The organism is Rhizobium sp. SRDI969, assembly GCF_025152725.1.
GTDB lineage: Bacteria > Pseudomonadota > Alphaproteobacteria > Rhizobiales > Rhizobiaceae > Rhizobium > Rhizobium leguminosarum_I.
Genome location: NZ_CP104035.1, coordinates 4,878,928 through 4,902,838, shown reverse-complemented (window position 1 = coordinate 4,902,838; position 23,911 = coordinate 4,878,928). Strand labels below are relative to the sequence as shown.

At 62.9% G+C, this 23,911-nt stretch carries 21 protein-coding genes and 2 pseudogenes; 16 read left to right on the top strand and 7 right to left on the bottom strand.

Annotated elements, in window-relative coordinates; translation table 11 throughout:
* Positions 1-854: 854 nt before the first annotated feature.
* From rpsT to mutM, 3 genes are all read right to left on the bottom strand, one after another.
* A complete protein-coding gene (rpsT, locus tag N2A41_RS24160; protein ID WP_003556028.1) occupies positions 855-1,133 on the bottom strand; it encodes a 30S ribosomal protein S20 in 279 nt (92 codons plus the stop codon).
* Between the two features lie 192 nt (positions 1,134-1,325).
* The gene (locus N2A41_RS24155) at positions 1,326-2,099 is read right to left on the bottom strand and encodes an enoyl-CoA hydratase (RefSeq protein ID WP_260109923.1); all 774 of its coding nucleotides are present in this window, start codon (positions 2,097-2,099) and stop codon (positions 1,326-1,328) included.
* Between the two features lie 37 nt (positions 2,100-2,136).
* A complete protein-coding gene (mutM, locus tag N2A41_RS24150) occupies positions 2,137-3,042 on the bottom strand; it encodes a bifunctional DNA-formamidopyrimidine glycosylase/DNA-(apurinic or apyrimidinic site) lyase (RefSeq protein ID WP_260109922.1) in 906 nt (301 codons plus the stop codon).
* A 149-nt stretch (positions 3,043-3,191) separates the two neighbouring features.
* Between mutM and ubiE the strand changes: the two genes are divergently transcribed.
* The 8 genes from ubiE (at position 3,192) to N2A41_RS24110 (ending at position 13,266) form a co-directional block, all read left to right on the top strand.
* Complete coding sequence (gene ubiE, locus N2A41_RS24145; protein ID WP_222292450.1) at positions 3,192-3,968, top strand: bifunctional demethylmenaquinone methyltransferase/2-methoxy-6-polyprenyl-1,4-benzoquinol methylase UbiE; 777 nt, start codon at positions 3,192-3,194, stop codon at positions 3,966-3,968.
* 62 nt (positions 3,969-4,030) lie between these two features.
* Positions 4,031-5,605 (top strand): 2-polyprenylphenol 6-hydroxylase, encoded by a 1,575-nt coding sequence (gene ubiB, locus N2A41_RS24140; RefSeq protein ID WP_222292447.1) that lies wholly within the window; start codon positions 4,031-4,033, stop codon positions 5,603-5,605.
* 202 nt (positions 5,606-5,807) lie between these two features.
* Positions 5,808-7,376: an aromatic amino acid lyase gene (locus N2A41_RS24135; RefSeq protein ID WP_222387242.1), complete on the top strand. Its 1,569-nt coding sequence runs from the start codon at positions 5,808-5,810 to the stop codon at positions 7,374-7,376.
* Between the two features lie 97 nt (positions 7,377-7,473).
* Complete coding sequence (locus tag N2A41_RS24130; RefSeq protein ID WP_222387241.1) at positions 7,474-8,853, top strand: dihydroorotase; 1,380 nt, start codon at positions 7,474-7,476, stop codon at positions 8,851-8,853.
* Positions 8,850-10,175: a Zn-dependent hydrolase gene (locus tag N2A41_RS24125; RefSeq protein WP_260109921.1), complete on the top strand. Its 1,326-nt coding sequence runs from the start codon at positions 8,850-8,852 to the stop codon at positions 10,173-10,175. The genes N2A41_RS24130 and N2A41_RS24125 overlap by 4 nt, the downstream gene beginning before the upstream one ends.
* Complete coding sequence (locus tag N2A41_RS24120; RefSeq protein ID WP_222387239.1) at positions 10,156-11,253, top strand: DUF917 domain-containing protein; 1,098 nt, start codon at positions 10,156-10,158, stop codon at positions 11,251-11,253. The genes N2A41_RS24125 and N2A41_RS24120 overlap by 20 nt, the downstream gene beginning before the upstream one ends.
* 3 nt (positions 11,254-11,256) lie before the next feature.
* On the top strand, positions 11,257-11,586 hold the full coding sequence (locus N2A41_RS24115) for a TfoX/Sxy family protein (RefSeq protein ID WP_020052607.1): 330 nt from the start codon (positions 11,257-11,259) through the stop codon (positions 11,584-11,586).
* An 18-nt stretch (positions 11,587-11,604) separates the two neighbouring features.
* Entirely contained in the window at positions 11,605-13,266 is a 1,662-nt protein-coding gene (locus N2A41_RS24110) for a urocanate hydratase (RefSeq protein WP_222387238.1), read from the top strand.
* Positions 13,267-13,283: 17 nt separating this feature from the next.
* Here the strand turns inward: N2A41_RS24110 and N2A41_RS24105 are convergent, their stop codons facing one another.
* Together N2A41_RS24105 and N2A41_RS24100 are read right to left on the bottom strand one after the other, a co-directional pair.
* Positions 13,284-13,670, bottom strand: coding sequence for a VOC family protein (locus tag N2A41_RS24105; RefSeq protein ID WP_260109920.1), 387 nt, complete (start codon positions 13,668-13,670; stop codon positions 13,284-13,286).
* Positions 13,667-14,917 carry an MFS transporter gene (locus tag N2A41_RS24100; protein ID WP_260109919.1) on the bottom strand — a complete coding sequence of 417 codons (1,251 nt, stop codon included), beginning with the start codon at positions 14,915-14,917 and terminating at the stop codon, positions 13,667-13,669. The genes N2A41_RS24105 and N2A41_RS24100 overlap by 4 nt, the downstream gene beginning before the upstream one ends.
* Positions 14,918-15,008: 91 nt before the next feature.
* Between N2A41_RS24100 and N2A41_RS33475 the strand changes: the two are divergent.
* Positions 15,009-15,131, top strand: a pseudogene (locus N2A41_RS33475) (LysR family transcriptional regulator); the annotation flags it as partial.
* Positions 15,131-15,379: pseudogene (locus tag N2A41_RS33355) on the top strand (LysR family transcriptional regulator); the annotation flags it as partial. The pseudogenes N2A41_RS33475 and N2A41_RS33355, both read left to right, overlap by 1 nt.
* Positions 15,380-15,482: 103 nt before the next feature.
* Here the strand turns inward: N2A41_RS33355 and N2A41_RS24090 are convergent.
* Complete coding sequence (locus tag N2A41_RS24090; protein ID WP_260109918.1) at positions 15,483-16,388, bottom strand: LysR family transcriptional regulator; 906 nt, start codon at positions 16,386-16,388, stop codon at positions 15,483-15,485.
* A gap of 126 nt (positions 16,389-16,514) precedes the next feature.
* Here N2A41_RS24090 and N2A41_RS24085 point away from each other — a divergent pair, with 126 nt between their 5' ends.
* From N2A41_RS24085 to coaBC, 3 genes are all read left to right on the top strand, one after another.
* Entirely contained in the window at positions 16,515-17,279 is a 765-nt protein-coding gene (locus tag N2A41_RS24085; protein ID WP_260109917.1) for an SDR family oxidoreductase, read from the top strand.
* A gap of 128 nt (positions 17,280-17,407) precedes the next feature.
* Positions 17,408-18,157, top strand: a complete 750-nt coding sequence (locus N2A41_RS24080; protein ID WP_260109916.1) for an SDR family oxidoreductase — start codon at positions 17,408-17,410, stop codon at positions 18,155-18,157.
* A gap of 139 nt (positions 18,158-18,296) precedes the next feature.
* A complete protein-coding gene (coaBC, locus tag N2A41_RS24075; protein ID WP_260109915.1) occupies positions 18,297-19,502 on the top strand; it encodes a bifunctional phosphopantothenoylcysteine decarboxylase/phosphopantothenate--cysteine ligase CoaBC in 1,206 nt (401 codons plus the stop codon).
* Positions 19,503-19,532: 30 nt separating this feature from the next.
* On the opposite strand, the gene N2A41_RS24070 is transcribed toward coaBC, so the two are convergent.
* Positions 19,533-20,345 carry a class II glutamine amidotransferase gene (locus tag N2A41_RS24070; protein ID WP_260109914.1) on the bottom strand — a complete coding sequence of 271 codons (813 nt, stop codon included), beginning with the start codon at positions 20,343-20,345 and terminating at the stop codon, positions 19,533-19,535.
* A 256-nt stretch (positions 20,346-20,601) separates the two neighbouring features.
* On the opposite strand from N2A41_RS24070, the gene N2A41_RS24065 reads away from it, so the two are divergent.
* The 3 genes from N2A41_RS24065 (at position 20,602) to N2A41_RS24055 (ending at position 23,812) form a co-directional block, all read left to right on the top strand.
* Positions 20,602-21,513, top strand: coding sequence for a pirin family protein (locus tag N2A41_RS24065; RefSeq protein ID WP_260109913.1), 912 nt, complete (start codon positions 20,602-20,604; stop codon positions 21,511-21,513).
* Positions 21,514-21,845: 332 nt separating this feature from the next.
* The gene (locus N2A41_RS24060; RefSeq protein ID WP_260109912.1) at positions 21,846-22,523 is read left to right on the top strand and encodes a FadR/GntR family transcriptional regulator; all 678 of its coding nucleotides are present in this window, start codon (positions 21,846-21,848) and stop codon (positions 22,521-22,523) included.
* Positions 22,520-23,812 (top strand): CynX/NimT family MFS transporter, encoded by a 1,293-nt coding sequence (locus N2A41_RS24055; protein ID WP_260109911.1) that lies wholly within the window; start codon positions 22,520-22,522, stop codon positions 23,810-23,812. Before N2A41_RS24060 ends, N2A41_RS24055 begins: the two co-directional genes overlap by 4 nt.
* The last annotated feature ends 99 nt before the right edge of the window (positions 23,813-23,911 follow it).

The following is a 23,911-nucleotide window of genomic DNA, read 5'->3' as shown; positions in this document are numbered from 1 at the left end:
AATGCCGCCTTTCAATTCCACCGGGCGGCATCCGCTAATACGGCCGCCCGATCATCCCCGCTTTGGCGGGCTGACGGATCCTCATGAGCCGCTCGCCTGCCGGTTCACTCAAACACTGCCCCATAAGGGACCGGCGCAGAACTCCGTTGCAGGTGGCGCGCTCATGCGGCAACCTTCATCGGCTTTCCGTGCCAGGCTGGCGGTCGAACCTCGTTTTCGGCCGACCAGCCCGAACGCAATATAACTTTAACCTTCTCCGCTGGCCTCGCCTTAAACGTGTGGCCAATGAAGGCACAAAACATCCCCGCTCCGTAACAGCCACGTTACGGCTCAAATCCGTCGAGTGCTTGAAAAAACGGAAGCGCAAGGCTCCGTAACAAAAGGCACAAACTCATCGCCCTGCCGACGTGGCAGTTAAAACCGAGCCTCTGCAGGTGATGTCCGCGCCCTTTGTTGGAAGCCATTTAGGCAGGATCAAACGGCAATATCAACGATGAATTTTACGCAAAATTAACAGGCGGGCATTGACTCCGCCTGCCCTTTTCGGGCGTCACACCAGCGTCAAAAAAGAATCGCAGTTGAATCAAAGAGATTCCCCCGTTCGGGCTATTTTGACACGCATTGAAAGAAAAAAAATAAAATCCTCTTGACTCCCCTGTGGTCCCGGAAGCTTGGGGCAGAGTCGCGCGGCGTGAAAGCATCCTTGCGCAAGCCATTGTTTTTAAAGGCTATTTCCTGTCATGGCGCTGACACGAAACAGTCGTGAGATTAACCATGCAGGGCCGATCGGCGGAATCGAAAAAGCCCGGTAAAATTACCGGGCTAATCATAAAGAAGAAGTTGTTAATGGAAGATTACGCGGTCGTGGTGACCGAAAGAGCCTTCACACGAGCGGCCAGGCGCGAGACCTTGCGCGATGCCGTGTTGGCATGCAGCACGCCCTTGCTGGCGGCGCGGGCAAGCTCGGGCTGAGCAGCCAGGAAAGCTTCCTTCGCCTTGGCGGCATCACCGGATGCGATGGCCTCTTCGACCTGGCGAACGAAAGTACGAACGCGCGAGCGACGAGCCTTATTGACGTCGGTACGGCGGGCGATCTTGCGGGTCGCTTTTTTCGCCGAAGTTGTATTGGCCATGGATGCCTCTCTCAAGAATTCGAACAAACTCCGCCATTACCGCGGGCCCTGCGGCCACAAAATCCAGCAATGCGGGAGCAATCGCGGAAAACCAAACCGGCTTTCCGAACCGTGGGCGGGCATATAACTCTAAAGCCGGCCCACGTCAACGCGGATTTTCAAGCTTTACCGCTGGCAACCGCCGAAAAGCATTCAACGGTGCGTAAAAGCCGGTTTGCGCTTCTCGACGAAGGCCGCCATACCTTCTTTCTGGTCGTCCGTGGCAAAGAGACTGTGAAACAGGCGGCGCTCGAAACGCAAGCCCTCCTCCAGCGTCGTCTCGAATGCGCGGTTGACCGCCTCCTTGGCCATCATCACCGAGGGACGCGAAAGCGAAGCGATCTTTTCGGCCGCGGCAAAAGCCTCGTCGAGCAGACGCTCGGGGGCCACCACACGCGAAACGAGTCCCGATCGTTCGGCTTCCGCCGCATTCATCATCCGGCCGGTCAGGATAAGATCCATCGCCTTCGCCTTGCCGACGGCGCGCGTCAGCCGCTGCGAACCGCCCATGCCGGGAATGACGCCCAGGGTAATTTCCGGCTGGCCGAATTTCGCCGTCTCCGAGGCGATGATGAAATCGCACATCATGGCGAGCTCACAGCCGCCGCCGAGCGCAAAACCGCTGACCGCAGCGATCACCGGCTTGCGCGCCTTGGCGACCTCATCCCAGCCGCTGATGAAATCACTCTTATAGATATCGGCGAACTCAAGCGGCTGCATCTCCTTGATATCGGCGCCGGCGGCAAAGGCGCGCTCGGAGCCGGTCAGCACGATCGCCCCGACCGTCTGGTCGGCGTGGAAGGCGGCATAGGCCTCTTTCAGCTCTTTCAGGACGGTGGAATTCAACGCGTTCAGCGCCTGGGGTCGGTTCAGCGTGACGAGGCCGACATTGCCTCGGGTTTCGACGATCAGGGTCTCATAGGCCATGCTCTTCTCCCGGTTTCTCACTCTTCTTCTGGCAGGCTTACTTCTGGCAGGTGGCGCAATAGAAAGTGGAGCGACCCGCCTGGACGATGCGGGCGACCGTAGCGCCGCAGCCGGGCGTGCGGCAAGCCTGACTTTCGCGATCATAGACGGAGAAGGAATGCTGGAAATAGCCGAGCGATCCGTCGGTCTGGATGTGATCACGCAGCGACGATCCGCCGGCGGCGATCGCATCGGCGATGACGTCGCGGATCGAGGCGACGAGCAGGTCGAGCTGCGCCTTCGGCCGGCCCCCTGCCGTCACCAGCGTGCCGGCGGCGCGGATCGGCGAAAGATGCGCGCGCCACAGCGCCTCGCAGACATATATATTGCCGAGACCGGCAATGTTCTTTTGATCAAGCAACGCGCTCTTCAGCGGCTGCGCCTTGTCCCGGAAGCGTTCGGCCAGATAGGCGGCGCTGAGCTCGTTTCCTGTCGGCTCCGGGCCGAGATCGCGGAAGAAGGGATGGGCTGCGAGATCGGCACGTCCCACCATATCCATGAAGCCGAAACGCCGCGGATCGTTGTAGATGACACGACGCGGGCCGCTTGCGGCTTGCAGATGGAAGACGACGTGATCGTGCTTCTCGTCCTTCGAGCGGGCATGGTGGAATTCGCCCGGCACGCCGGAGGCGGCTCCCTCCTCAATGCGGCCCTCCTCAATGCGAAAAGAACCGGACATGCCGAGATGCGAAATCAGCGTGTTGCCGTCGTCGAGATCGACCAGCAGATATTTGGCGCGGCGGCCAAGGCCAACGATGGTGCGGCCGGAAACTCTATCTGCGAAAGCGTCGGGAAAGGGGAAGCGCAGATCGCCGCGGCGCAGCTCCAGCCTGGTGATGCGGGTGGCCTCCATCGCCGGCGTCAGGCCGCGTTTCACCGTTTCGACTTCTGGCAATTCCGGCATCTTAACCCATCTATCTCTAACGTGTTTCAACCGGCGACGATGTGCGCTATAGCGCCAGTGTGCCGTGGAGAACGCGGCCCATAGATAACGTCGCGCGCGGTCTTTCGCTATGGCCGCGGCGCCCGAATCTTCAGGAACGGAGCAGTCTGATGTCAGAAAGCCGCACTTCCGCCGATGGCGGCATGGAGACCTCCTACGGCTTCCGCGAGGTGCCTGATGGCCAGAAGCAGGGCCTGGTCAACAAGGTATTCCACAAGGTCGCCAAGCGCTACGACATCATGAACGACGTCATGTCGATGGGCATGCACCGCGCCTGGAAGGACGCGATAATTTCGGCGCTGAACCCGCGCAAGGAGCCTGGCTACAAGGTGCTCGACGTTGCCGGCGGCACCGGCGACATAGCCTTCCGCATCGTCGAGGCTTCGGGCAGACAGGCGCATGCCACCGTGCTCGACATCAACGGCTCGATGCTCGGCGTCGGTGCCGAGCGGGCAGAAAAGAAGAAGCTCTCCAGCAATCTCACCTTCGTCGAGGCGAATGCCGAGGAACTGCCTTTCGATACAGGCAGCTTCGACGCCTATACGATCGCCTTCGGCATCCGCAACGTGCCGAGGATCGATGCGGCGCTGTCGGAGGCGTATCGCGTGTTGAAGCGCGGCGGGCGGCTGCTGGTGCTGGAGTTTTCCGAAGTCGATATGCCGCTTCTCGACAAGATCTACGATGCCTGGTCGTTCAATGCCATTCCGCAATTCGGCAAGGCGATCACCGGCGATGCCGAACCCTACCAATATCTGGTGGAATCGATCCGCAAGTTTCCGAACCAGGAGAATTTCGCGGCAATGATCCGCCAGGCCGGCTTTTCGCGCGTCACCTTCACCAATTATACCGGCGGCATCGCCGCACTCCATTCCGGCTGGAAGCTCTGACGCATGACGCCGAAAAGTGTAGAGCGGTTTTCGAATAGCGTCGCGCGAGAATCAAACAGAACATGAGTACTTTCGGCGCATATTTCCGCCTTTGGCGCGTCGGCTGGGTGCTCGTGCGTGAGGGTGTCGTGTCAGCCCTTCCTTCCGAAGGATTGCCGCCGCCGGTGGCGCTTGCCAAATCCTTCGTCACGATTTTCGAGCGAAGCAAGGCGCGGCATCAGAAGCGCAGCGACCGGTTGGCGAAGGCGGTCGAGCGGCTCGGCCCTTCCTATGTAAAGATCGGGCAGTTCCTGGCGACGCGGCCGGATGTCGTCGGCGTCGAATTCGCCAACGACCTGTCGCAGCTCCAGGACCGCATGGCCTTCTTTCCCTCGGCAGCCGCCAAGGCCAATATCGAAGGCTCGCTCGGGCGGCCGATCGGCGAACTCTATGCAAGCTTCGGCGATCCGATCGCCGCCGCCTCGATCGCGCAGGTGCATCCGGCCGAGGTCGACAGCGCCGAGGGCCGGAAGAAGGTCGCCGTCAAGATCGTGCGGCCCGGCGTGCGCCAGCGTTTTGCCCATGACATCGAGGCAATGTATCTCGTTGCTCATATGCAGGAGCGTTTCCTGGCGTCCAGCCGGCGGCTGCGGCCGGTCGAGGTGACGAAGACGCTGGAGCAGACGACGAAGGTGGAGATGGATCTTCGCCTGGAGGCGGCAGCCCTTTCCGAGATCGCCGAGAATACCGAAAAGGATCCCGGCTTCCGTGTGCCGAAGGTCGACTGGGAGCGTACCGGGCGCGACGTCATCACCATGGAGTGGATCGACGGCACGAGGATGTCCGATGTCGAGGGTCTGCGCGCGGCGGGCCACGATCTCAACCTGCTTGCCGATACGCTGATCCAGTCGTTCCTGCGTCATACGCTGCGCGACGGCTTCTTTCATGCCGACATGCATCCGGGCAATCTCTTCGTCGATGCGGGCGGCATGATCGTCGCTGTCGACATGGGCATCGTCGGGCGGCTGGGCAAGAAGGAACGGCGGTTCCTCGCCGAAATCCTCTATGGCTTCATCACCCGCGACTATATCCGCGTCGCCGAGGTGCATTTCGAGGCCGGCTATGTGCCCGGCCACCACAATGTCGAAAGCTTCGGCCAGGCGATCCGGGCGATCGGCGAGCCGATCCATGGACAGCCGGCCGAGACGATCTCGATGGGCAAGCTGCTGACGCTGCTGTTCGAGGTGACCGAGCTCTTCGACATGGCGACGCGTCCGGAACTGGTGATGTTGCAGAAGACCATGGTCGTGGTCGAGGGCGTATCGCGCATGCTCAATCCGCGCTTCAACATGTGGAAGGCCTCCGAGCCTGTCGTCGGTGACTGGATCCGTACCAATCTCGGACCGAAACGGATCGCCACCGATCTCAAGGACGGGCTGAAGGCGGCGGTCAAGCTCGCCGAAGCCGTGCCGGAAATTGCAGCGAAGACCGAAAAATTCCATCATCAGCTGCTGCATATGAGCGAGCACGGCTTACGTTTCGACGCTGAGACGGCGGAAGCGATCGGCAAGGCCGAGGCGCGGCACAACCGCTCGGCCAAGATTGCTTTGTGGGTTATCGCATTGACGCTTCTCTATATTGCCTGGATGCTGAGCTGACCGCCTGCCAAAAACATGCTGTGTTCGGGATTTGGGATATCCCATGTGACGGCGGGCTCGCTTAGTCTCGCAGTCAAAGCATGATGCCGAAAAGTATGAGCGGTTTTCGGGCGACGTCATGCTCTGACTCTTTAATTGAGAACAGGATTCAGATTTTAGGCCGATCGGCCTAAAATCATCTTGTTCTAGGGAGACACAGCACATGAAGCACGAACGCCCTGGCATCGAACTTTCCGGACGACCGCTCGGTTTTGCCGAGATGGTGACGATCGGGGCGGGCAAGGCTGCGGTTTCGGCTTCGGCGACAGGCATGGCCCGCATCGCGATCGCCCGCGAGGTCGTCGAGGATGCGATTGCCTCCGGCATGCCCGTTTACGGCTCGACGACAGGCGTCGGAGCCATGAAGGACGTGGAGTGGTCGGCCGACGAACTCGACACCTTCAATCTCGGCCTGGTGCGGGCCCACCATTTCGGCACCGGCACTCCCTTTTCCTGCAATATCGTGCGCAATGCCATGGCGATCCGTATCAACACGGCGCTGACCGGCCAGGTCGGCTGCACGCCGGAATTGATCCAGGCCTATATCAGGATGCTCGAGGCCGATCTCATCCCGGTCGTGCGCCGTACCGGCTCGATCGGCTGTGCGGATATCGGTCTGATGGGACAGATCGGCGCTGTGCTGACCGGCGTCGGCGAAGCGATGTATCGCGGCAACCGGATGCAGGCGGCCGAGGCTTTCCGGGCGGCCGGGCTGGAACCGATGCGGATGGCGCCGCGCGACAGCCTCGCCTCGCTCAGCATCAATGCGGTGAGCTTTGCCTCGGCGGCGGAAACGACGCGCAATGCTGCTGCCTCGATCCGCGTCCTGCTGGCGACAGCGATGATGGCGGCCGGCGCGCTCGGTGCTTCCCGCGATCCCTGGAAGGCGGTCAGGCATGTCGGAACGGCGCGCGAGGCGTTGATCGGCGCCTGGCTTTGCAATGCCTCCGACGAATGGAACTGGCCCGTCGCAACGCATGTGCAGGATCCGCTCAGCCTGCGCATGATCGCGCAGGTGTTCGGCGCGGTGATCGAGAACCTTTTATCGACCGGCCACAAGATCCTTGCCGCCACCGGGCGCTCGGACGACAATCCCGTCGTGGTCGAAGGCCGTGTGATGACGTCGGGCGGTTCGCTTCCGCTCGATGTGACGATCCTGCTCGAATCGGCAGCACTCTGCATGGCGCATGCAGCGCGCAACGCCTTCAACCGTTGCGTCATTCTCGGCAACGGCCAGCGGCGCGACCTGCCGGTCAATCTCGTGCCGCCGGGGCGGATTGCCACCGGTTTCGGGCCGATCATCAAACTTGCCGGCGAGATCTTCTCGCGTGTGCTGTCGATGTCCAATCCCGTGTCGGCCCAGTCGCTGGTCGTTGCGGCCGGGCTGGAGGACGAAGCTGCCTTTTTGCCGCTCGTTATCGAGCGTTTCGACCGGCAGATGCGGGCGCTGAAGCGCCTTGCAGCCCTCGAGGCGCTGCTGTCTGCCCAGGCAATCGACATTCTCGGCGATGAGCCGAAGGGCGTCGCCGCCATGCTCTATGAGGTCGTGCGCAAACATGCGGATTTCTATACGGTCGACCGGCCGCTTTCGGCTGAGGTCGAGGCAATTGAGGAGGAACTTGGTTCGGACGACTTCGTTTCGAAGCTGACCGATCAGGTTCCGATCGCGTCCTTCGACGATTTCTTCGCCCTTGCGTCGCAGGAGCGTGTCGAGGAGCGGCTGACCAGCTAAATTAAAGAGTTAGAGCATGATGCCGTCCGAAAACCGCTCACACTTCTCGACATCATGCTCCAGCCGGCAGTCTGATCCAGTTTAGGGAGGAAGCGGCATGGATTTCGATCTCGTTTTGCAGGGCACGGTGGTGCTGCCGGACCGCATTCTCGACGAGGGTTATGTCGCCGTGCGCGACGGCAAAATCGCTGAAGTCGGCCTCGGCGTGCCGCCTGCGGGCCGCGAACGGCATCTGCTCGGAAAAGCGCTGATCCTGCCCGGTGCGATCGACGCCCAGGTGCATTCGCTTTCCCAAAAAGACCAGGAAGATTTCCTCTGGTCGACGCGATCGGCAGCGGCCGGCGGCGTGACGACGATTGTCGACATGCCCTATGACGAGGGCAATCTCGTCTGCTCGGCAGCGGCGGTGAAGCGGAAGATCGACCACGCCGGTCCGCAGGCGCGCGTCGATTTCGCGCTTTACGGCACCGTCGATCCGGAAGAAGGCCCCGCACGGATCCGTGAAATGGTGGAGGCAGGCGTTGCGGCCTTCAAATTCTCGACATTCGGTACCGACCCCAAGCGCTTTCCGCGCATTCCGCCGGCCCTGCTCGACGCCTGCTTTGCGGCAATCGCGCCAACGGGACTGACGGCGGGCGTGCATAATGAAGACGAGGAGGCGGTGCGCACTTACATAGAACAGGTGGAGGCGAGCGACATCTCTGATTGGCGGGCGCACGGCCTGTCACGACCGCCGATCACCGAGCTGCTGGCGATGCATACGATCTTCGAGACGGGCGCTCATACCGGCTGCCCGGCACATGTGGTGCATTGCTCGCTCGGGCGCGGCTACGATATTGCGCGCGCCTATCGCCGCGACGGCTTTGCGGCGACGGTGGAATGCTGCATCCACTATCTGACGCTCGACGAGGAAAACGACGTGAAGCGCCTTGGCGGCAAGGCGAAGATCAATCCGCCCGTGCGGTCGCGCGCCGAGGTGGAGACGCTCTGGCGGAAGGTGGCCGAGGGCGATGTCTGGCTGGTTTCGACCGATCACGTCAGCTGGTCGGAAAACCGCAAGACCAATCCCGACATGCTCGCCAATGCCTCCGGCGTTCCCGGTCTCGAGGTGATGGTGTCGCTTTTCGTCAAAGGTGCCACCGAACGCGGCATTCCGTTGACATGGGCAGCCAGGCTGATGGCGGAGAACCCGGCGAAGCATTTCCGGCTCGACCATATCAAGGGCGCGCTGACCCCGGGCAAGGATGCCGATATTGTCGTGCTCGAGCCGCGCGACAGCGTCTATGACGCCGCCGCGAGCGGCAACAATGTCGTCGGCTGGAGCCCCTATAACGGCATCCGCCTGCCCTGGACCGTCTCGGCCACCTACCTCAGCGGCGAAAAGATCGCCGAGGGTGCCAAGGTGCTGGCCAAGCCCGGCACCGGCAGGTTCGTGCGGCCGCTGCCGCGCCAAGTCATTGCGGGAGCTGAAGCATGAGCCGCAATCTACCCGTCAATGCGGGCCGGATCGCTGAAGATATCGAGGCGCTGGCCGGGATCACCGAGCCGGGGCATCCCTGGACGCGGCGGGCCTTCTCGCCGCTCTTCCTCGACGGCAGGGCCTATATCGAAGCGCGGATGAAGGCGGCGGGACTGGAAACGCGGATCGATGCCGCCGGCAATCTGGTCGGCCGGCGGACAGGCCGGAAGCCGTGGCTCGGCACGATCATGGCCGGCTCGCATTCCGACACGGTGCCGGACGGCGGCCGCTTTGACGGCATTGCCGGGGTAATTGCGGCGCTGGAGGTGGCGCGCGCGCTTCGCGATCAGAATATCGAGCTCGATCACGATCTCGAAATCGTCGACTTCCTTGCTGAGGAGGTCAGCATCTTCGGCGTGTCCTGCATCGGCAGCCGCGGCATGACCGGCCAACTGCCGGAGGCCTGGCTTTCGCGTGTCAGCGACGGGCGCGACCTGGCCGAGGGCATCGCCGAGGTCGGTGGCCGACCCGACGTGCTGATGCAGCAGAACAGACCCGATATAGCGGGCTTTCTCGAGCTTCATATCGAACAAGGCCCGGTGCTCGAAGCCGAAAAGGAGGATGTTGGGATCGTCACTGCGATATCGGGCATCACCCGCATCGAGATCACCGTCGAAGGGCGGGCCGACCACGCCGGCACGACGCCGATGGACCGCCGGGCGGACGCACTGGTGGCGGCGTCACAGCTGGTGCTCGACATCCGCAATGCCGCCGCCGAGCTTGCCAAAACGCCGGGGCATTTCGCAGCGACGGTTGGCGAATTCAGGATCGAGCCGAACGCCGCCAATGTCGTGCCTTCGAAGGTGGTGCTGCTGATCGATGGCCGTGCCGAAAGCCGCGCCGACATGCAGGCATTCTGCCGCTGGCTCGACGGCCATGTCGAAAAGCTGGCGGGGGCCTATGGCGTGACGATCAAAACGCCGAACCGGGTTTCCGACAATCAGCCGACACCTGGCGATGCCGGTCTGCTGTCGATCTTGGAGGCTGCCTGCGAACGGGTCGGCGCGAAACATCGGCGCATGGCCTCCGGCGCAGGGCATGATACGGCCTGGATCGCCAAGGTGGCGCCGGCGGCGATGATCTTCGTGCCCTGCCGGGACGGCCGCAGCCATTCGGCCGACGAGTGGGCAGACAATGACGATATCGCACTCGGCGCCGCCGTGCTTTTCGAGGCGGTGCGCGAGATGGACAAGGGCTTGATTGACAGGGGCTTGATTGACAGGGGCTTGATTGACAGGGGCTTGAATCAGGAGAAGGCGAATGGGACGCATACTCGTTGAGAAGGACGTGGAAGCTGCCGTCAAGGGCGGCTCCGTCTATGCCGCCGGCGGCGGCGGCTGGGCCGATCACGGGCGGATGCTTGGGCTTGCCGCCGTCAATGTCGGCAAGCCGGAGCTTGTCTCGATCGACGAATTGCAGGACGAGGACTGGATTGCGACCGCAGCCGCGATCGGCGCACCGGCCTCCACGACGCCCTGGGAAATGCAGGGCATCGACTATGTGAAGGCGGTGCAATTGCTGCAGGAGGCGCTCGGCGAAAAGCTTTCCGGGCTGATCATCGGCCAGAACGGCAAATCCTCGACGCTGAACGGCTGGTTGCCGTCGGCAATCCTCGGCACCAAGGTGGTCGACGCGGTCGGCGACATCCGCGCGCATCCGACAGGCGACATGGGGTCGATCGGCATGGCCGGTTCGCCCGAGCCGATGATCCAGACCGCTGTCGGCGGCAATCGCGCTGAGAACCGTTACATCGAGCTGGTGGTGAAAGGGGCGACGGCAAAGATCTCGCCGGTGCTGCGCGCCGCCGCCGACCAATCCGGCGGCTTCATCGCCAGCTGCCGCAATCCGCTCCGGGCCTCCTATGTCCGCAGCCATGCGGCGCTCGGCGGCATCTCGATGGCGCTTGCACTCGGCGAGGCGATCATCGCGGCGGAGAAGCGCGGCGGATCTGCCGTCATCGACGCGATCTGCAAGACGACGGGCGGACATATCCTTGCCGAGGGCGTCATTACCCGCAAGGACGTCGTCTACACCAAGGAAGCCTTCGACATCGGTACGATCACCGTCGGCGCGGGCGAAAAATCGGTGACGCTGCATGTGATGAACGAATATATGGCGGTGGACGATGCGGATGGCAAAAGGCTTGCGACCTTCCCCGCGGTGATCACCACGCTTTCACCGGAGGGCGAGCCGCTCAGCGTCGGCCAACTCAAGGAGGGCATGCATGTCTTCATCCTGCATGTGCCGATGGAGATCATTCCGCTATCGGCAAGCGTGCTCGATCCAACCGTCTATCCTGTCGTCGAAAAGGCGATGGGGATCGAGATCGCACGTTATGCACTGGCAACGAGGGCCTGAGCCGTGGCGCGTGATCCAGGCCTTGAAGAACTGATGCGTGAGGAACTCGGCGATCGGCCGGGTCTTGCCGAAAAATCCATGTTCGGCGGCTGGGCCTTCATGCTGAACGGCAATCTTCTCTGCTGCGCGCGCCATGACGGCATGCTGATCCGTCTCGGCAAGGGCAATGACGGCTGGGCGCTGGCACTGCCAGGCGTGATCCAGATGCTGTCGGGCGAACGGGTGATGCATGGCTGGGTGCGAGGCGGTGCCGAAGTTTACGGCGACGATGCCCTGAGACGGCGTCTGCTCGATGCGGCGCTCGCCTATGTGGAATCGCTGCCGAGCAAGTAGCAAAACGAGGAACCCACGATGCCGAAGGCCAATCCACGTCATCCGAAATTTCCGATTCCCGGCGGACCGGAGCTGCGCGCCAAGGGCTGGCGGCAGGAAGCGCTGTTGCGGCTGCTCGAAAATGTGCTGTCCGTCGGCGAGGACCCCGACAATCTGATCGTCTATGCCGCGCTCGGCAAGGCGGCCCGCAACTGGGCGGCGCACAAGGGCATCGTCAAGACGCTGACCGAGATGGACGAGGACCAGACGCTGCTCATCCAGTCCGGCAAGCCGATCGGGCTGGTGCGCACCCATGCCAAGGCGCCGCTTGTTATCATGGCGAACTGCAATATTGTCGGGCAATGGGCAAAGGCCGAAGTGTTCTACGAGCTGCAGCGCAAGGGGCTGATCTGCTGGGGCGGGCTGACCGCCGGCGCCTGGCAATATATCGGCAGCCAAGGCGTCATCCAGGGCACCTACGAGATCTTCATGCGCATCGCCGAGCGGCGCTTCGGCGGCGATCTCCTCGGGCGGTTCGTGCTGACGGCCGGCCTCGGCGGCATGGGCGGGGCGCAGCCGCTCGCCGGCCGTATGGCAGGCGCTGCGATCCTCTGCGTGGACATAGACCCGGAACGCGCCCGCAAGCGCCAGCAGATCGGCTATCTCCAGGAAATCGCACCCGATCTCGATACCGCCCTTCAGATGATCGATGCGGCGGTGAAGGACAGGCGGGCGCTGTCCGTCGGCCTCGTCGGCAATGCGGCGGAGGTCTATCCGGAAATCGCCCGGCGCGGCATCGTGCCTGATATCGTCACCGACCAGACCTCGGCGCATGACCTCGTCTACGGTTACGTGCCGAAGGGCATGAACCTCGATCAGGTCAAGGGCCTGCGCGACGATGGCCAGGGCCAGTTGATGGCGGCAAGCCGCGCCTCGATCGTCGAGCATGTGACGGCGATGCTGGAATTCCAGAAGCGCGGCTCGGAAGTCTTCGACAACGGCAATCTGATCCGCACGCAGGCCAAGGAGGGCGGCGTTGCGAATGCCTTCGATATTCCAATTTTCACCGAAGCCTATCTGAGGCCGCTGTTCGCCCGGGCGATCGGCCCATTCCGCTGGATGGCGCTATCGGGCGAGGAGAGCGATATCGCCCGGATCGACGATTTGCTGCTCGAGATGTTCCCTGACAACAAGATCATCACCAACTGGATCCGGCTGGCGCGCGAGCACGTGCCCTTCGAGGGGCTACCGGCACGGATCGCCTGGCTCGGCCATGGCGAACGCACGGCACTCGCAAGGCGTGTCAATGCGCTGGTTGCAAGCGGCGAACTCAAAGGCCCGGTTGCCTTCTCCCGTGACCATCTCGACGCCGGCGCCATGGCGCATCCGAATATCATGACCGAGCGAATGAAGGACGGCTCCGATGCGATCGCCGACTGGCCGCTGATCGATGCGATGATGCTCTGCTCGTCGATGGCCGATCTGGTCGTCGTCCATTCCGGCGGCGGCGGTTACGCCGGCTACATGACGAGCTGCGGTGTCACCGTCGTCGCCGACGGCACGGACCCCGCCGACGAACGGCTCGACCATGCGCTGACCAACGATACCGCGCTCGGCGTCATGCGTTACGCCGATGCCGGTTACGAGGAGGCGCTTGATGAGGTGGCAAAGAAGGACGTGCCCTATATCCGGCTTGGTTGATGTGCGGGAGGCGGACGTCAAGCGATCCGATTGGAGACTTCGAGGAGGTTGCCGTCGGGGTCCCTGAAATAGACCGAGCGCAAACGCCCAGTCGCACCGGTGCGTTCGACCGGGCCCTCTTCGATTGCAACGTCCGCGGCCTGTAGATCAGCGATGACATCGGCAAGCGGCGTCTCGGCGATGAAGCAGAGGTCGCCGGAGCCGGCTGTGGGATGTCTCGCCTTGGGATCGAATTCGCGGCCGGCCTGATGCAGGTTGATCTTCTGCCCGCCGAATTTCAGTGCCTTGCGGCCTTCCGCGAAGGTTTCGACCGACATGCCGAGGATGCGGGAATAGAAATCGCAGGTGATCGCGATATCGGCGACGGTCAGCACGAGATGGTCGAGGCGGTCTATGCGGATCATGCTTTTCTCCTCGCAAGGCGCTGGGCGACACAGGCGGAGATAAAGGCCAGCGCCAGCATGGCAAGGGTGAAGATAACGACGGCGGCCCAGCCTTCAATCGCGAAGAACCACCCGCCCGCCGAACCCATGAGGCTGGAGCCGACATAATAGGCGAGCATATAGAGCGACGAGGCGTGGCCTTTGGTGCCATGCGCCAACTTGCCGACAAGGCCACTGGCGATGGAATGGCTCATGAAGAAGCCGGTCGTGAGCACTATTATACCGAGGATGATGACCGGGAGCGAGGCAAAGAGCGTCAACGCGCTGCCGGCGGCAGTGAGCGCCAGACCGAAGAGAAGCACGGAAAAATGCCCGATCCGGTCTCCGAGCAGACCGCCGATCGAAGAGGCGCCGATGCCGAAGAGATAGACAGTGAAGATCAGGCCGAGTTCGGTCTGGTTGAGGCCGTAGGGCGGCGCCACCAGGCGGAAACCGGCATAGTTATAGATCGTCACGAAGGAGCCCATCGCCAGGAAAGCTATGGCGAAGATGAAGGGCAGCGCCGGATTGGTGAGATGGCCAAGCCAGGCTTTTGCATGAAAGCGCGGATCGAAGCCCGGCCTGCGGACGAAATTGCGTGACGGCGGCAAGAGGGCGATGAAGCCGATCGCGGCGGCAAGGCCAATGGCGCCGATGAGAAAAAGCGCCGGACGCCAGGTGAGATATTCGGCGAAGATACCGGTCAGCACGCGGCCGGACATGCCGCCGAAGGCCGTGCCGCCGACATTAAGGCCCATGGTGGCGCCAAGACCGCGCGGATCGATTTCCTCGGCGAGATAGGCCATGGCGACGGCCGGCACGCCGCCGAGAACGAGGCCTTGGAGAGCGCGGATGACGAGGAGCAAGTGCCAGTTCGGGGCAAAGGCGGTGGCAATGGTCAGCAATGCCGCCCCAACCAGCGATATCGACATCAGGCTGCGGCGGCCAAGGCCTTCCGAGACGGCGGCGGCGCAGACGATGGCAACCGCCAGGAAACCGGTGGAGAGCGACAGCGACAGCGAGCTTTCGGCCGGGCTGACGGCGAATTGCTGCGAGAAAATCGGCAGCAGCGGCTGGACGCAATAGAGCAGCGAAAAGGTGGAGAAGCCGGAGAGGAAGAGCGCCAGGCTGGCGCGGCGATAGGCGCCCGTTCCGCGGGTCAGATAGTGTTTTTGCCCTGGGATCGCAGCTGTCTCGGCGGTCTTCATTGCATGCGCTGACGTCGGCATCTCTTCATCCTTCCGACCTTCGATCTAGTCAACGCCACGCCATTTGTCCAATATATGAAACTGGCGATTTCGATAGGTTTTGGAGATGACGATCGAGCTGCGGCACTTGCGATATTTCCTGGTGGCGGAAGAAGGCAACTTCACCCGTGCCGCCGGCAAACTCGGCATCGGGCAGCCGCCGCTCAGCCAGCAGATCCGCGACCTGGAACGGAAGACGATGTCGTGCTCGCTTGCCGCGGGGCGGGGTTCGAGCTGACCGTGGCGCAGGAGGCGCCGCAGATTTCCTTCTGGTGCCGCCGATCTCGGCGTCTCGATCGTGCCGGCCTTCATTTCACAGATGAAGCTCGAAGGTGCGGCCTACCGGCCGATCGAGGGGCCGCCGGCCGTGGCGGCCTGGCGCTGGCAATGCTGAAAACACATCGCTCGCCGGTCACCGAGAACCTGATCAGCTTGCTGAGCTAGCTAAAGCGCGTCGCGATCTTTCAGATTCGCTCTTCGCGCTTTAGGTCTTTGTTTTGCGCATGTCGTTTCCGCAAAACCGCTGCACACTTTTGCGCGACATGCTCTAACCAACCGGATCCCAATAGGGCGGATCACCAAAACTCTTCTTCAGATGATCGGCGATGGCGCGGAGCTTGGCGGAGGGATTTCGGCCTTCGGGATGGGCCATGTAGATGAATTCGGCCTCAGGCTTGTGGCCGACATCGATTTCGGCAAGCCGGCCCTCGCGGATGGCCGGGCCGGCGATGAAGGCCGGCAGCAGCGCGATGCCGAGCCCGGCAATCGCGGCGTCGCGGAGCATGTCGCCATTGTTGATGCCGAGCGCCGGTTTCGCGCGCACGACGATTGCGCCCTCTGGTGTCTGGAAGCGCCAGTCGGCAACGCCGCGATTGGTGTAGAAGATGCCGCGATGGCTGTTGAGATCATCAAGCGACGACGGAATTCCCTGGCGGGCGAGATAATCCGGCGAGGCGCAGAGAAGACGGCGGCTGCGTGTGAGTTTCCAGGCGACCAGCCGGCTGTCGGCGATCGCGCCGTTGCGGATGATGGCATCATAACCGTCCGAGGCGGCATCGACCCGCCGGTCATCGATATCGAGGGTCAGTTCGATCTCGGGATGTTCGGCAAGAAAAGGATAGAGCGCCGGGCCGAGATGCATGCGGCCGAAGGTGACGGGGGCGGCGATGCGGATCGGGCCGGACAGCGTTCCGCGCCGCTCGGCCATATCTGCGGCGGCCTCCTCGATCTCGCGCACGATGCGCGCGGCGCGCTCCAGGAAGACCGCGCCATCCTCCGTCAAGGTGAGCTTGCGGGTCGTTCGGTGCAGCAGCATGCCGCCCAGCGACTTCTCCAGTTCGGTCAGCCTTTCGCTGATGACGGATTTGGACAGCCGCAGGCGCCGCGCCGCCTCGCTGACCGAGCCCGCCTCAACCACGGCGACGAAAGCCGCAATACCTTCGATCCTGATCATCGTTCGGCTTTTCCGAATTCGAGTTCCCCGATCTGGAGACTAATCCGAACGAAAGGAAAATGCCATCTTCCCTTCATCGAAAGGGACGGCAGGGGCCGCCTCACCTTAAACGCAGGAGATGGAACCATGAACCGCTTGAACAACAGGGTCGCAATCGTCACCGGCGCAAGCTCCGGCATCGGCCGCGCCACGGCAAAGCTCTTCGCCGCCGAAGGCGCCAAGATCGTCGTCGGCGCCCGCCGCGAGCGCGAACTCGACAGCCTTGTCGCGGAGATCAAGGCAGAGGGCGGCGACGCCATCGCCATTGCCGGCGACGTGCGCTCGGAAGACTATCACAAGGCGCTGGTCGCTGCCGCCGTGACGAATTACGGCAAGCTCGACATCGCCTTCAACAATGCCGGCACGCTTGGCGAGGCCGGTCCGAGCACCGCCGTTTCGGAAGCAGGCTTCAGCGAGGCGCTGGCGATCAATCTGACGGCCTCCTTCCTCGCCGCCAAGCACCAGATCGGCACAATGGTGGAGAATGGCGGCGGCTCGGTGATCTTCACCTCGACCTTCGTCGGCTACAGCTTCGCTTTTCCGGGCGTTGCCGCCTATGCCGCCAGCAAATCCGGCCTGATCGGCCTGACGCAGGCGCTTGCCGCCGAATTCGGCCAGCAGGGCGTGCGCGTCAATGCCATCCTGCCGGGTGCTGTTGATACCGACATGTATCGGGACATGAACGACACGCCTGAGAAGCAGGCCTTCGTCACCAATCTGCATGCGCTGAAGCGTGTCGCGACACCCGAAGAACTTGCCCGCTCGGTTCTCTATCTCGCCTCCGACGATGCGAGCTTCGTCACCGGGACGGCCTCGCTGGTCGACGGCGGCGGTTCGATCACCCGCACCTGAGACGGCGCGGCGCGATTATCCGCTGCCGGTTGATGATCCTTCAACGCGCCGGCTTATCGCGCCGCCTTTTTCAGGGCATTCTCCCAACAACGGGCCGCGGCCCAAAATTCGATCAAAGGAACGTCATCATGTCACGCCTGCAAAACAAGACAGCCCTCATCACCGGCGGCACCAGCGGCATCGGTCTCGAGACCGCCCGCCAATTCATCGCCGAGGGCGCCCGCGTCGTCGTTACCGGCAGCAGCGCGGCAAGCGTCGAGGCGGCCCGCGCCGAACTTGGCGGCGAAGCCACCGTCATCCAGGCCGATGCCGGCAATGCGGTCGGCCAGAAGGCCGTCGCCGATAGCGTGAGAGAGGTTTTCGGCACGCTCGACATCCTCTTCGTCAACGCCGGGGTCGCCGAATTCGGGCCGCTGGAACAGTGGAGCGAAGCCGCCTTCGACAAGTCGGTTGATATCAACGTCAAAGGACCGTTCTTCCTGATTCAGGCGCTGCTGCCGATTTTTTCGAAGCAGGCCGCGATCGTGCTCAACACCTCGATCAACGCCCATATCGGCATGCCGAACTCCAGCGTCTATTCGCTGACGAAGGGCGCGCTGCTGACGCTTGCCAAAACATTGTCGGGCGAACTCATCGGCCGCGGCATCCGCGTCAACGCCGTCAGCCCCGGTCCGATCGCCACGCCGCTTTACAGCAAGCTCGGTGCTTCGGAAGCCCAATCCAAGGCGATGGCCGAGCAGATCCAGGCCCAGATCCCCGTCGGCCGCTTCGGAAATCCCGGCGAAGTCGCCAAGACGATCGTCTTCCTCGCCTCCGATGAGGCGGCCTATATCGTCGGCAGCGAACTCATCATCGACGGCGGGATGAGCAACCTCTGACCCGACGAAGATGACAGCTGACGTCATGAACGGGGCGGACCCGCCGGCTGCGGCCGATGGGTGCCGTCCCCGCGATTGCATGTTCAACGCCAAAGGCTTAGGGTCGAGGGTGGTCAGAAAAGGCAACGGGAAGAAGGCCATGGCTCTCAGCGGCAAACGCATCCTCCTCATCATCTCCGGCGGCATCGCGGCCTATAAGAGCCTGGATCTGATCCGCCGGCTGCGCGAGCGCGGCGCGAGCGTGCGCCCCGTCATGACCAAAGGCGCGCAGGAATTCGTCACGCCGCTTGCCGTTGGTGCACTGGCGGCGGACCATGTCTTCCTCGATCTGTTTTCGCGCCAGGACGAACAGGATATCGGTCATGTAAGGCTGGCGCGCGACTGCGACCTCGTGCTAATCGCCCCTGCCACCGCCGATCTGATGGCGAAGATGGCGAACGGGCTTGCCGACGATCTCGCTTCGACCGTGCTTCTGGCGACGAACAGGCCGGTGCTTGCCGCACCGGCGATGAACCCCGCCATGTGGGCGCACCCGGCGACGCGGCGGAATGCGGCGATGCTCCGAGCCGACGGCATCCGCTTCGTCGGGCCGATGGCCGGCGAGATGGCGGAAAGCCGGGAGGCCGGGCTTGGCCGGATGGCGGAACCGCTTGACATTGTCGCTGCGGTCGAAACGATGCTCGACGATGGAGAAAAGCCGCTCAAGGGACGCAAAGCGATCGTCACGTCAGGACCGACGCACGAACCGATCGATCCGGTGCGCTATATCGCCAACCGCTCCTCCGGCCGGCAGGGGCATGCGATCGCCGCAGCCCTTGCAAAGCTCGGGGCTGATGTGACGCTCGTATCGGGGCCGGTGGCGATCGCCGACCCCGTCGGCGTTGGCACCGTGCATGTCGAACGGGCGGAGGAAATGCGCGATGCCGTGCTTGCGGCGCTGCCGGCCGACATCGCGGTGATGGTCGCGGCGGTTGCGGACTGGCGCGTCGCCTCGGCCGCCGACCAGAAGCTGAAGAAACATCCCGGCGAATCCATTCCGACGCTGGCGCTGACCGAGAACCCGGACATCCTGAAAACCGTCGGCCATCATACGATGCGGCCGAGGCTGGTGATCGGCTTTGCCGCCGAGACGCAGGACGTCGAAAGCAATGCGAAGGCGAAACTCGAAAGGAAAGGCGCCGACCTGATCGTCGCCAATGACGTTTCCCCTGCGACAGGTATCATGGGCGGCAGCCGCAACAGCGTCAAACTCATTCGCCACAGCAGTGTCGAGCAATGGCCTGACCTGACGAAGGAAGAGGTTGCCGAAAGGCTCGCGGCGCTGATCGCCAAGCAGATCGGCTAACGCCGAGCGGCTCAGCTGATCGCAAGCGGCTCAGGCTGGAATAGCGACCCGTAGCGGCTTGGACGCGCTCCGCTTCTCCGGCCGGAAGTCGGCGACATCGATGCCGCCTTTACCGACGGTGACGGCGCTGCCGTTCGGGATCTCGGCCCAGGCATCGCCATCGTCGTTCAGCGGCTCGGACACAAGGCAATAGCCCGCGCCGACGGGAGAAGCATAGAGCGTCGGGGCCCTGCGATCTGTGGCATAACGGATCGCATAGAGCGTGTTGCCATCGGAGAAGGCAGCGGTAAAACGCAGCAAGATCGAGCCGATGGTGTTTTCCGCCAGGTCCTCGATGAAGCCGATCATTTCCGCCATCGCGGCGACCGGCGCTTCGCGCAGGCCGAACTGCAGCGCCAACAGGAACATCAGCTCGGAATCGGTCGTGCCGCCGCGGGCATTGAACAATTCATCGTCGAGCATCGCCTCCATCGGCCGGCGCAGGCGCTCGAAGCCGGAGATCTGGCCGTTGTGCATGAAGGACCAGGTGCCATTGGTGAAGGGATGGCAGTTGTCGCGGCGCGTGCCGCCGCCTGTGGCAGCGCGGACATGGGCGAGGAAGAGCGGCGAACGGATCTGCCGTGCCAGGCTCTTCAAATTGCAATCCGACCAGGCCGGCAGGATATCGCGGTAGCGGCCGGGCTCGGGCCTGTCACCATACCAGGCAATGCCGAAACCATCGCCATTCGTCGCCGTCTTGGCGCGGGTGGCGCAATGCGACTGCTCGATCAGGGAATGGGCGGGCGAGGATACCAGATCTTCGAGATAGAGAGGGTCTCCGCGATAGGCTGCCCAGCGACACATGGCTCTTTGCTCCGGAACCCGCCGCATCGGCGGGAAATGCTGAAACTCAACTGAATTGTCGAATGTCGTCGCTAATAACAGCTTAACGCCCGGCCGGTTTGCAAGTGAAACATGACGATTCCTTGACGCCTGACCTCTTCAAATTCGGCGAAACGCTGTGTTCTTTTGTGAACACTGCGTTGTCTGCCCCGCAGACTTCGCGCCCGGCAGCCGGGCGGCTATAGTCGCCGCCAAGTTGAACCCCTAGGAGGACGCCATGTCGATCCGCCCCGTCAAGCATGAAAGTACTGCCACACCGACCATGGAAGGCGCCGGCGTAAAGCTGCACCGCGTCTTCGGCTTCGGCGATCCCGCGATGACCGATCCATTCCTGATGATGGATGATTTCCGCAACGACAATCCAGCGGAATATATCCGCGGTTTTCCCTGGCATCCGCATCGCGGCATCGAGACGATCACCTATGTGCTCGCCGGCACCGTCGAGCACGGCGACAGCTTGGGCAATAGCGGCCTGCTCGGCGCCGGCGACATCCAGTGGATGACAGCCGGCAGCGGCATCATGCACCAGGAAATGCCGAAGGGCGATTTTGCTGGCCGAATGCACGGCTTCCAGCTCTGGGCGAACTTGCCCTCCTCGCTGAAGATGACGGCGCCGCGCTACCAGGACGTCAAATCCACCGATATTCCTGTCGTCGTCGATGATGACGGCACGGCGGTGCGGGTGATCTGCGGCGATTTCTGGGGCAAGGCCGGTCCGGTCGATGGCGTCGCCGCCGAGCCGATCTATCTCGACGTGTCAGTGCCGCCCGGCCGGAAGAAGCGCCTACGGGTCGATACCTACCGCAATGCCTTCGCCTATATCTTCGCCGGCTCCGGCACCTTCCGCGATGCATCGAAACCCTTCGGCGTGCGCGTCGAGAAGGAAGTCGACGGCGAGGAATTGAATATCCGCGACATGTCCGGCAACCGCACGCTCGTGGTCTTCGACAGCGGCGACGAAGTGACGGTGCAGGCAGGCGACCAGGGCATCCGTTTCCTGCTTGTCTCCGGCAAGCCGATCGAGGAGCCGGTTGCCTGGCACGGCCCGATCGTGATGAATTCGCGCGAGGAAATCATGCAGGCGATGCGCGAACTGCAGAACGGCACCTTCATCAAAGCTGCGCATTGAACGGATTTCTCTCTTGCATCTGCGAAGAATCAGCCTAACTTTAAGTCATCAGCAACAGAACGAAAGGAAGGTGATCCAATGTCTAATGAGATTTCGGACCTCGTAACGGGCATGGAAGAGGTGACGAAGGCGAGGCAGCCCTCGCTCTAATCCCCGCCTTCCTAGGGCTGCATAGACAGTCCAGGCCAGTTAGAGGCCAAACTCATGGAAAGGGTCGCTGAGGCGGCCCTTTTTTACTGTCTTGATGTCTTTATTGTCTTGATGCCAGGCGTTGACGAAAGATCGAAATTTCAATACTCATAAAGTCATCTGATGACTTTATGAGTATTGAAATGCGAGCGCTCAGCAAAACCAATCTCGCCGATGAGGCGATCGAGGCGATCCGCGGCGACATTCTCGGCAAACGCTGGGCGGTCGGCGAAAAATTGCCGAATGAAGCCTCGCTCTCGGCCATGCTGTCCGTCAGCCGCGGCACGGTGCGCGAGGCGGTGCGCGTTCTCGCCTCTCAGGGTTATCTCGAAACAAGGCAGGGTTCGGGAACCTATGTCCGCGCGACCAGCGACGCCGGACGGCCACTGACGATGGCGCGGCGCGCCAGCCTGCGCGACCAGTTCGAGGCGCGCCTGGCGCTCGACGTCGAGGCCGCCCGGCTGACGGCGATGCGCAAGACGCTGGAGACGATTGCCGGGCTTCGCAGGCTGCTTGCCGAACGCGGCAATTACGATGGCGGCAATCAGGCCGCCTTCATCGAACGCGACCTCGCCTTCCACAAGGCTGTCATCGCCGCTTCCGGCAACCGGGCGATGATCGAGATCTATGATTTCTTCTCGGCCTCGATCGCCGATACCATCGCGGCGACGCTCGGCAAGGATATTCCGGAACCCGATATGCAGGCGCATGCCGATATCGTCGACGCCATCGAGACCGGCGACCCCGATAGTGCGGATGCGGCGGTGCGCCGCTTCATGGCGCCGGTTCTTGCCGCACTCGACCGGATGATCCTGTCATGAACACGCCTGCCAACCATGCCGCCAGCGCGCTTGAGCCTGCCGACGATCTGCTTGTTGATGCCGAGGCCGGCAGCCTTCCACCGCCGCAGGCAACGCCGGTACGGGGAGTTGCGGATCGGTTTCTGCTGGGCGCAAGCCTGGTGCTGATCGCCTTCAACCTGCGCCCGGTCTTCTCCAGCGCCTCGGCGCTGCTGCCGGAAATCCGTGGGGAATTCGGCCTGAGTGCGCTGGGCGCCAGCCTGCTGACGACGCTTCCGGTCGTCTGCCTCGGCGCCTTCTCGCCGCTTGCCCCTCGTCTTGCTCAGCGCTTCGGGACTGAACGCACGCTGTTCGGCGTTCTCCTGCTTCTGGCTCTCGGCACCGCATTGCGCGGGCTTTCCTCCATACCGCTGCTCTTCATCGGCACGGCCCTTGCGGGCGCCTGCATTGCCGTCGGCAATGTGCTGCTGCCGGGGCTGGTGAAGCGGGATTTCGCCGGGCGCGCCGCGCTGATGACCGGCTTCTACACGATGGCGCTTTGCGCCGGGGCGGCCAGTGCCGCCGGGCTGACGCTGCCGATCGAGCACGCACTCGGCGGCTCTCTCGCGGGCGCGCTCGCCATCTGGGCGCTACCCGCCCTCGCCGTCAGCCTGCTCTGGCTGCCTGAGGTTCTTCGCAGCGGCACCCAGGCAAGACGAAACGGCTTCCACCTCAAAAGCCTCTGGCGTGACCGGCTCGCCTGGCAGGTGACGCTGTTCATGGGGCTGCAATCGGCGCTTGCCTATTGCGTCTTCAGCTGGCTGGTTCCGATCTTGCGCGAACGCGGGCTCGACGGGGTCACTGCCGGGGCAATCGTTTCCCTGTCGGTGATGGTGCAGGCGGCATCCTGCCTGATCGTGCCGCATATCGCCGTGCGCGGCCGCGACCAGCGGCTGATCAATGCGAGCCTCTGTGGCGTTGCCGTCATCGCCCTGCTCGGCCTGCTCTTTGCGCCGCTTTCGACGGTCTGGCTGTGGGCGGTACTGCAGGGCATCGGCCAGGGTGGGCTGATCGCGGCGGCCATGACGACGATCGTGCTGCGCTCGCGCGATCCCGATGTCGCCGCCCATCTTTCCGGCATGGCGCAATGCGTCGGTTACCTGCTCGCCGCCATCGGTCCGCTCATCGTCGGCCTCATCCGCGGCTGGACCGGAAGTTTTTCCTGGTGCGCGGCTCTCTTCATTGCGCTCGGGCTTGGAGCGGCGATCAATGGCTGGAAGGCCGGGCGGGCGGTCGAGATCAATGTCCATGCGGTCGAAAAGGACGGCTGAGCCCTTCGCTCACCTGTCCATCACCATCTCTTGATGCCCGTCGTCGGCCGCGGATGCTACGCTATCTCAGCCTCTCATTCCCCACCGCCGGAGGAGACA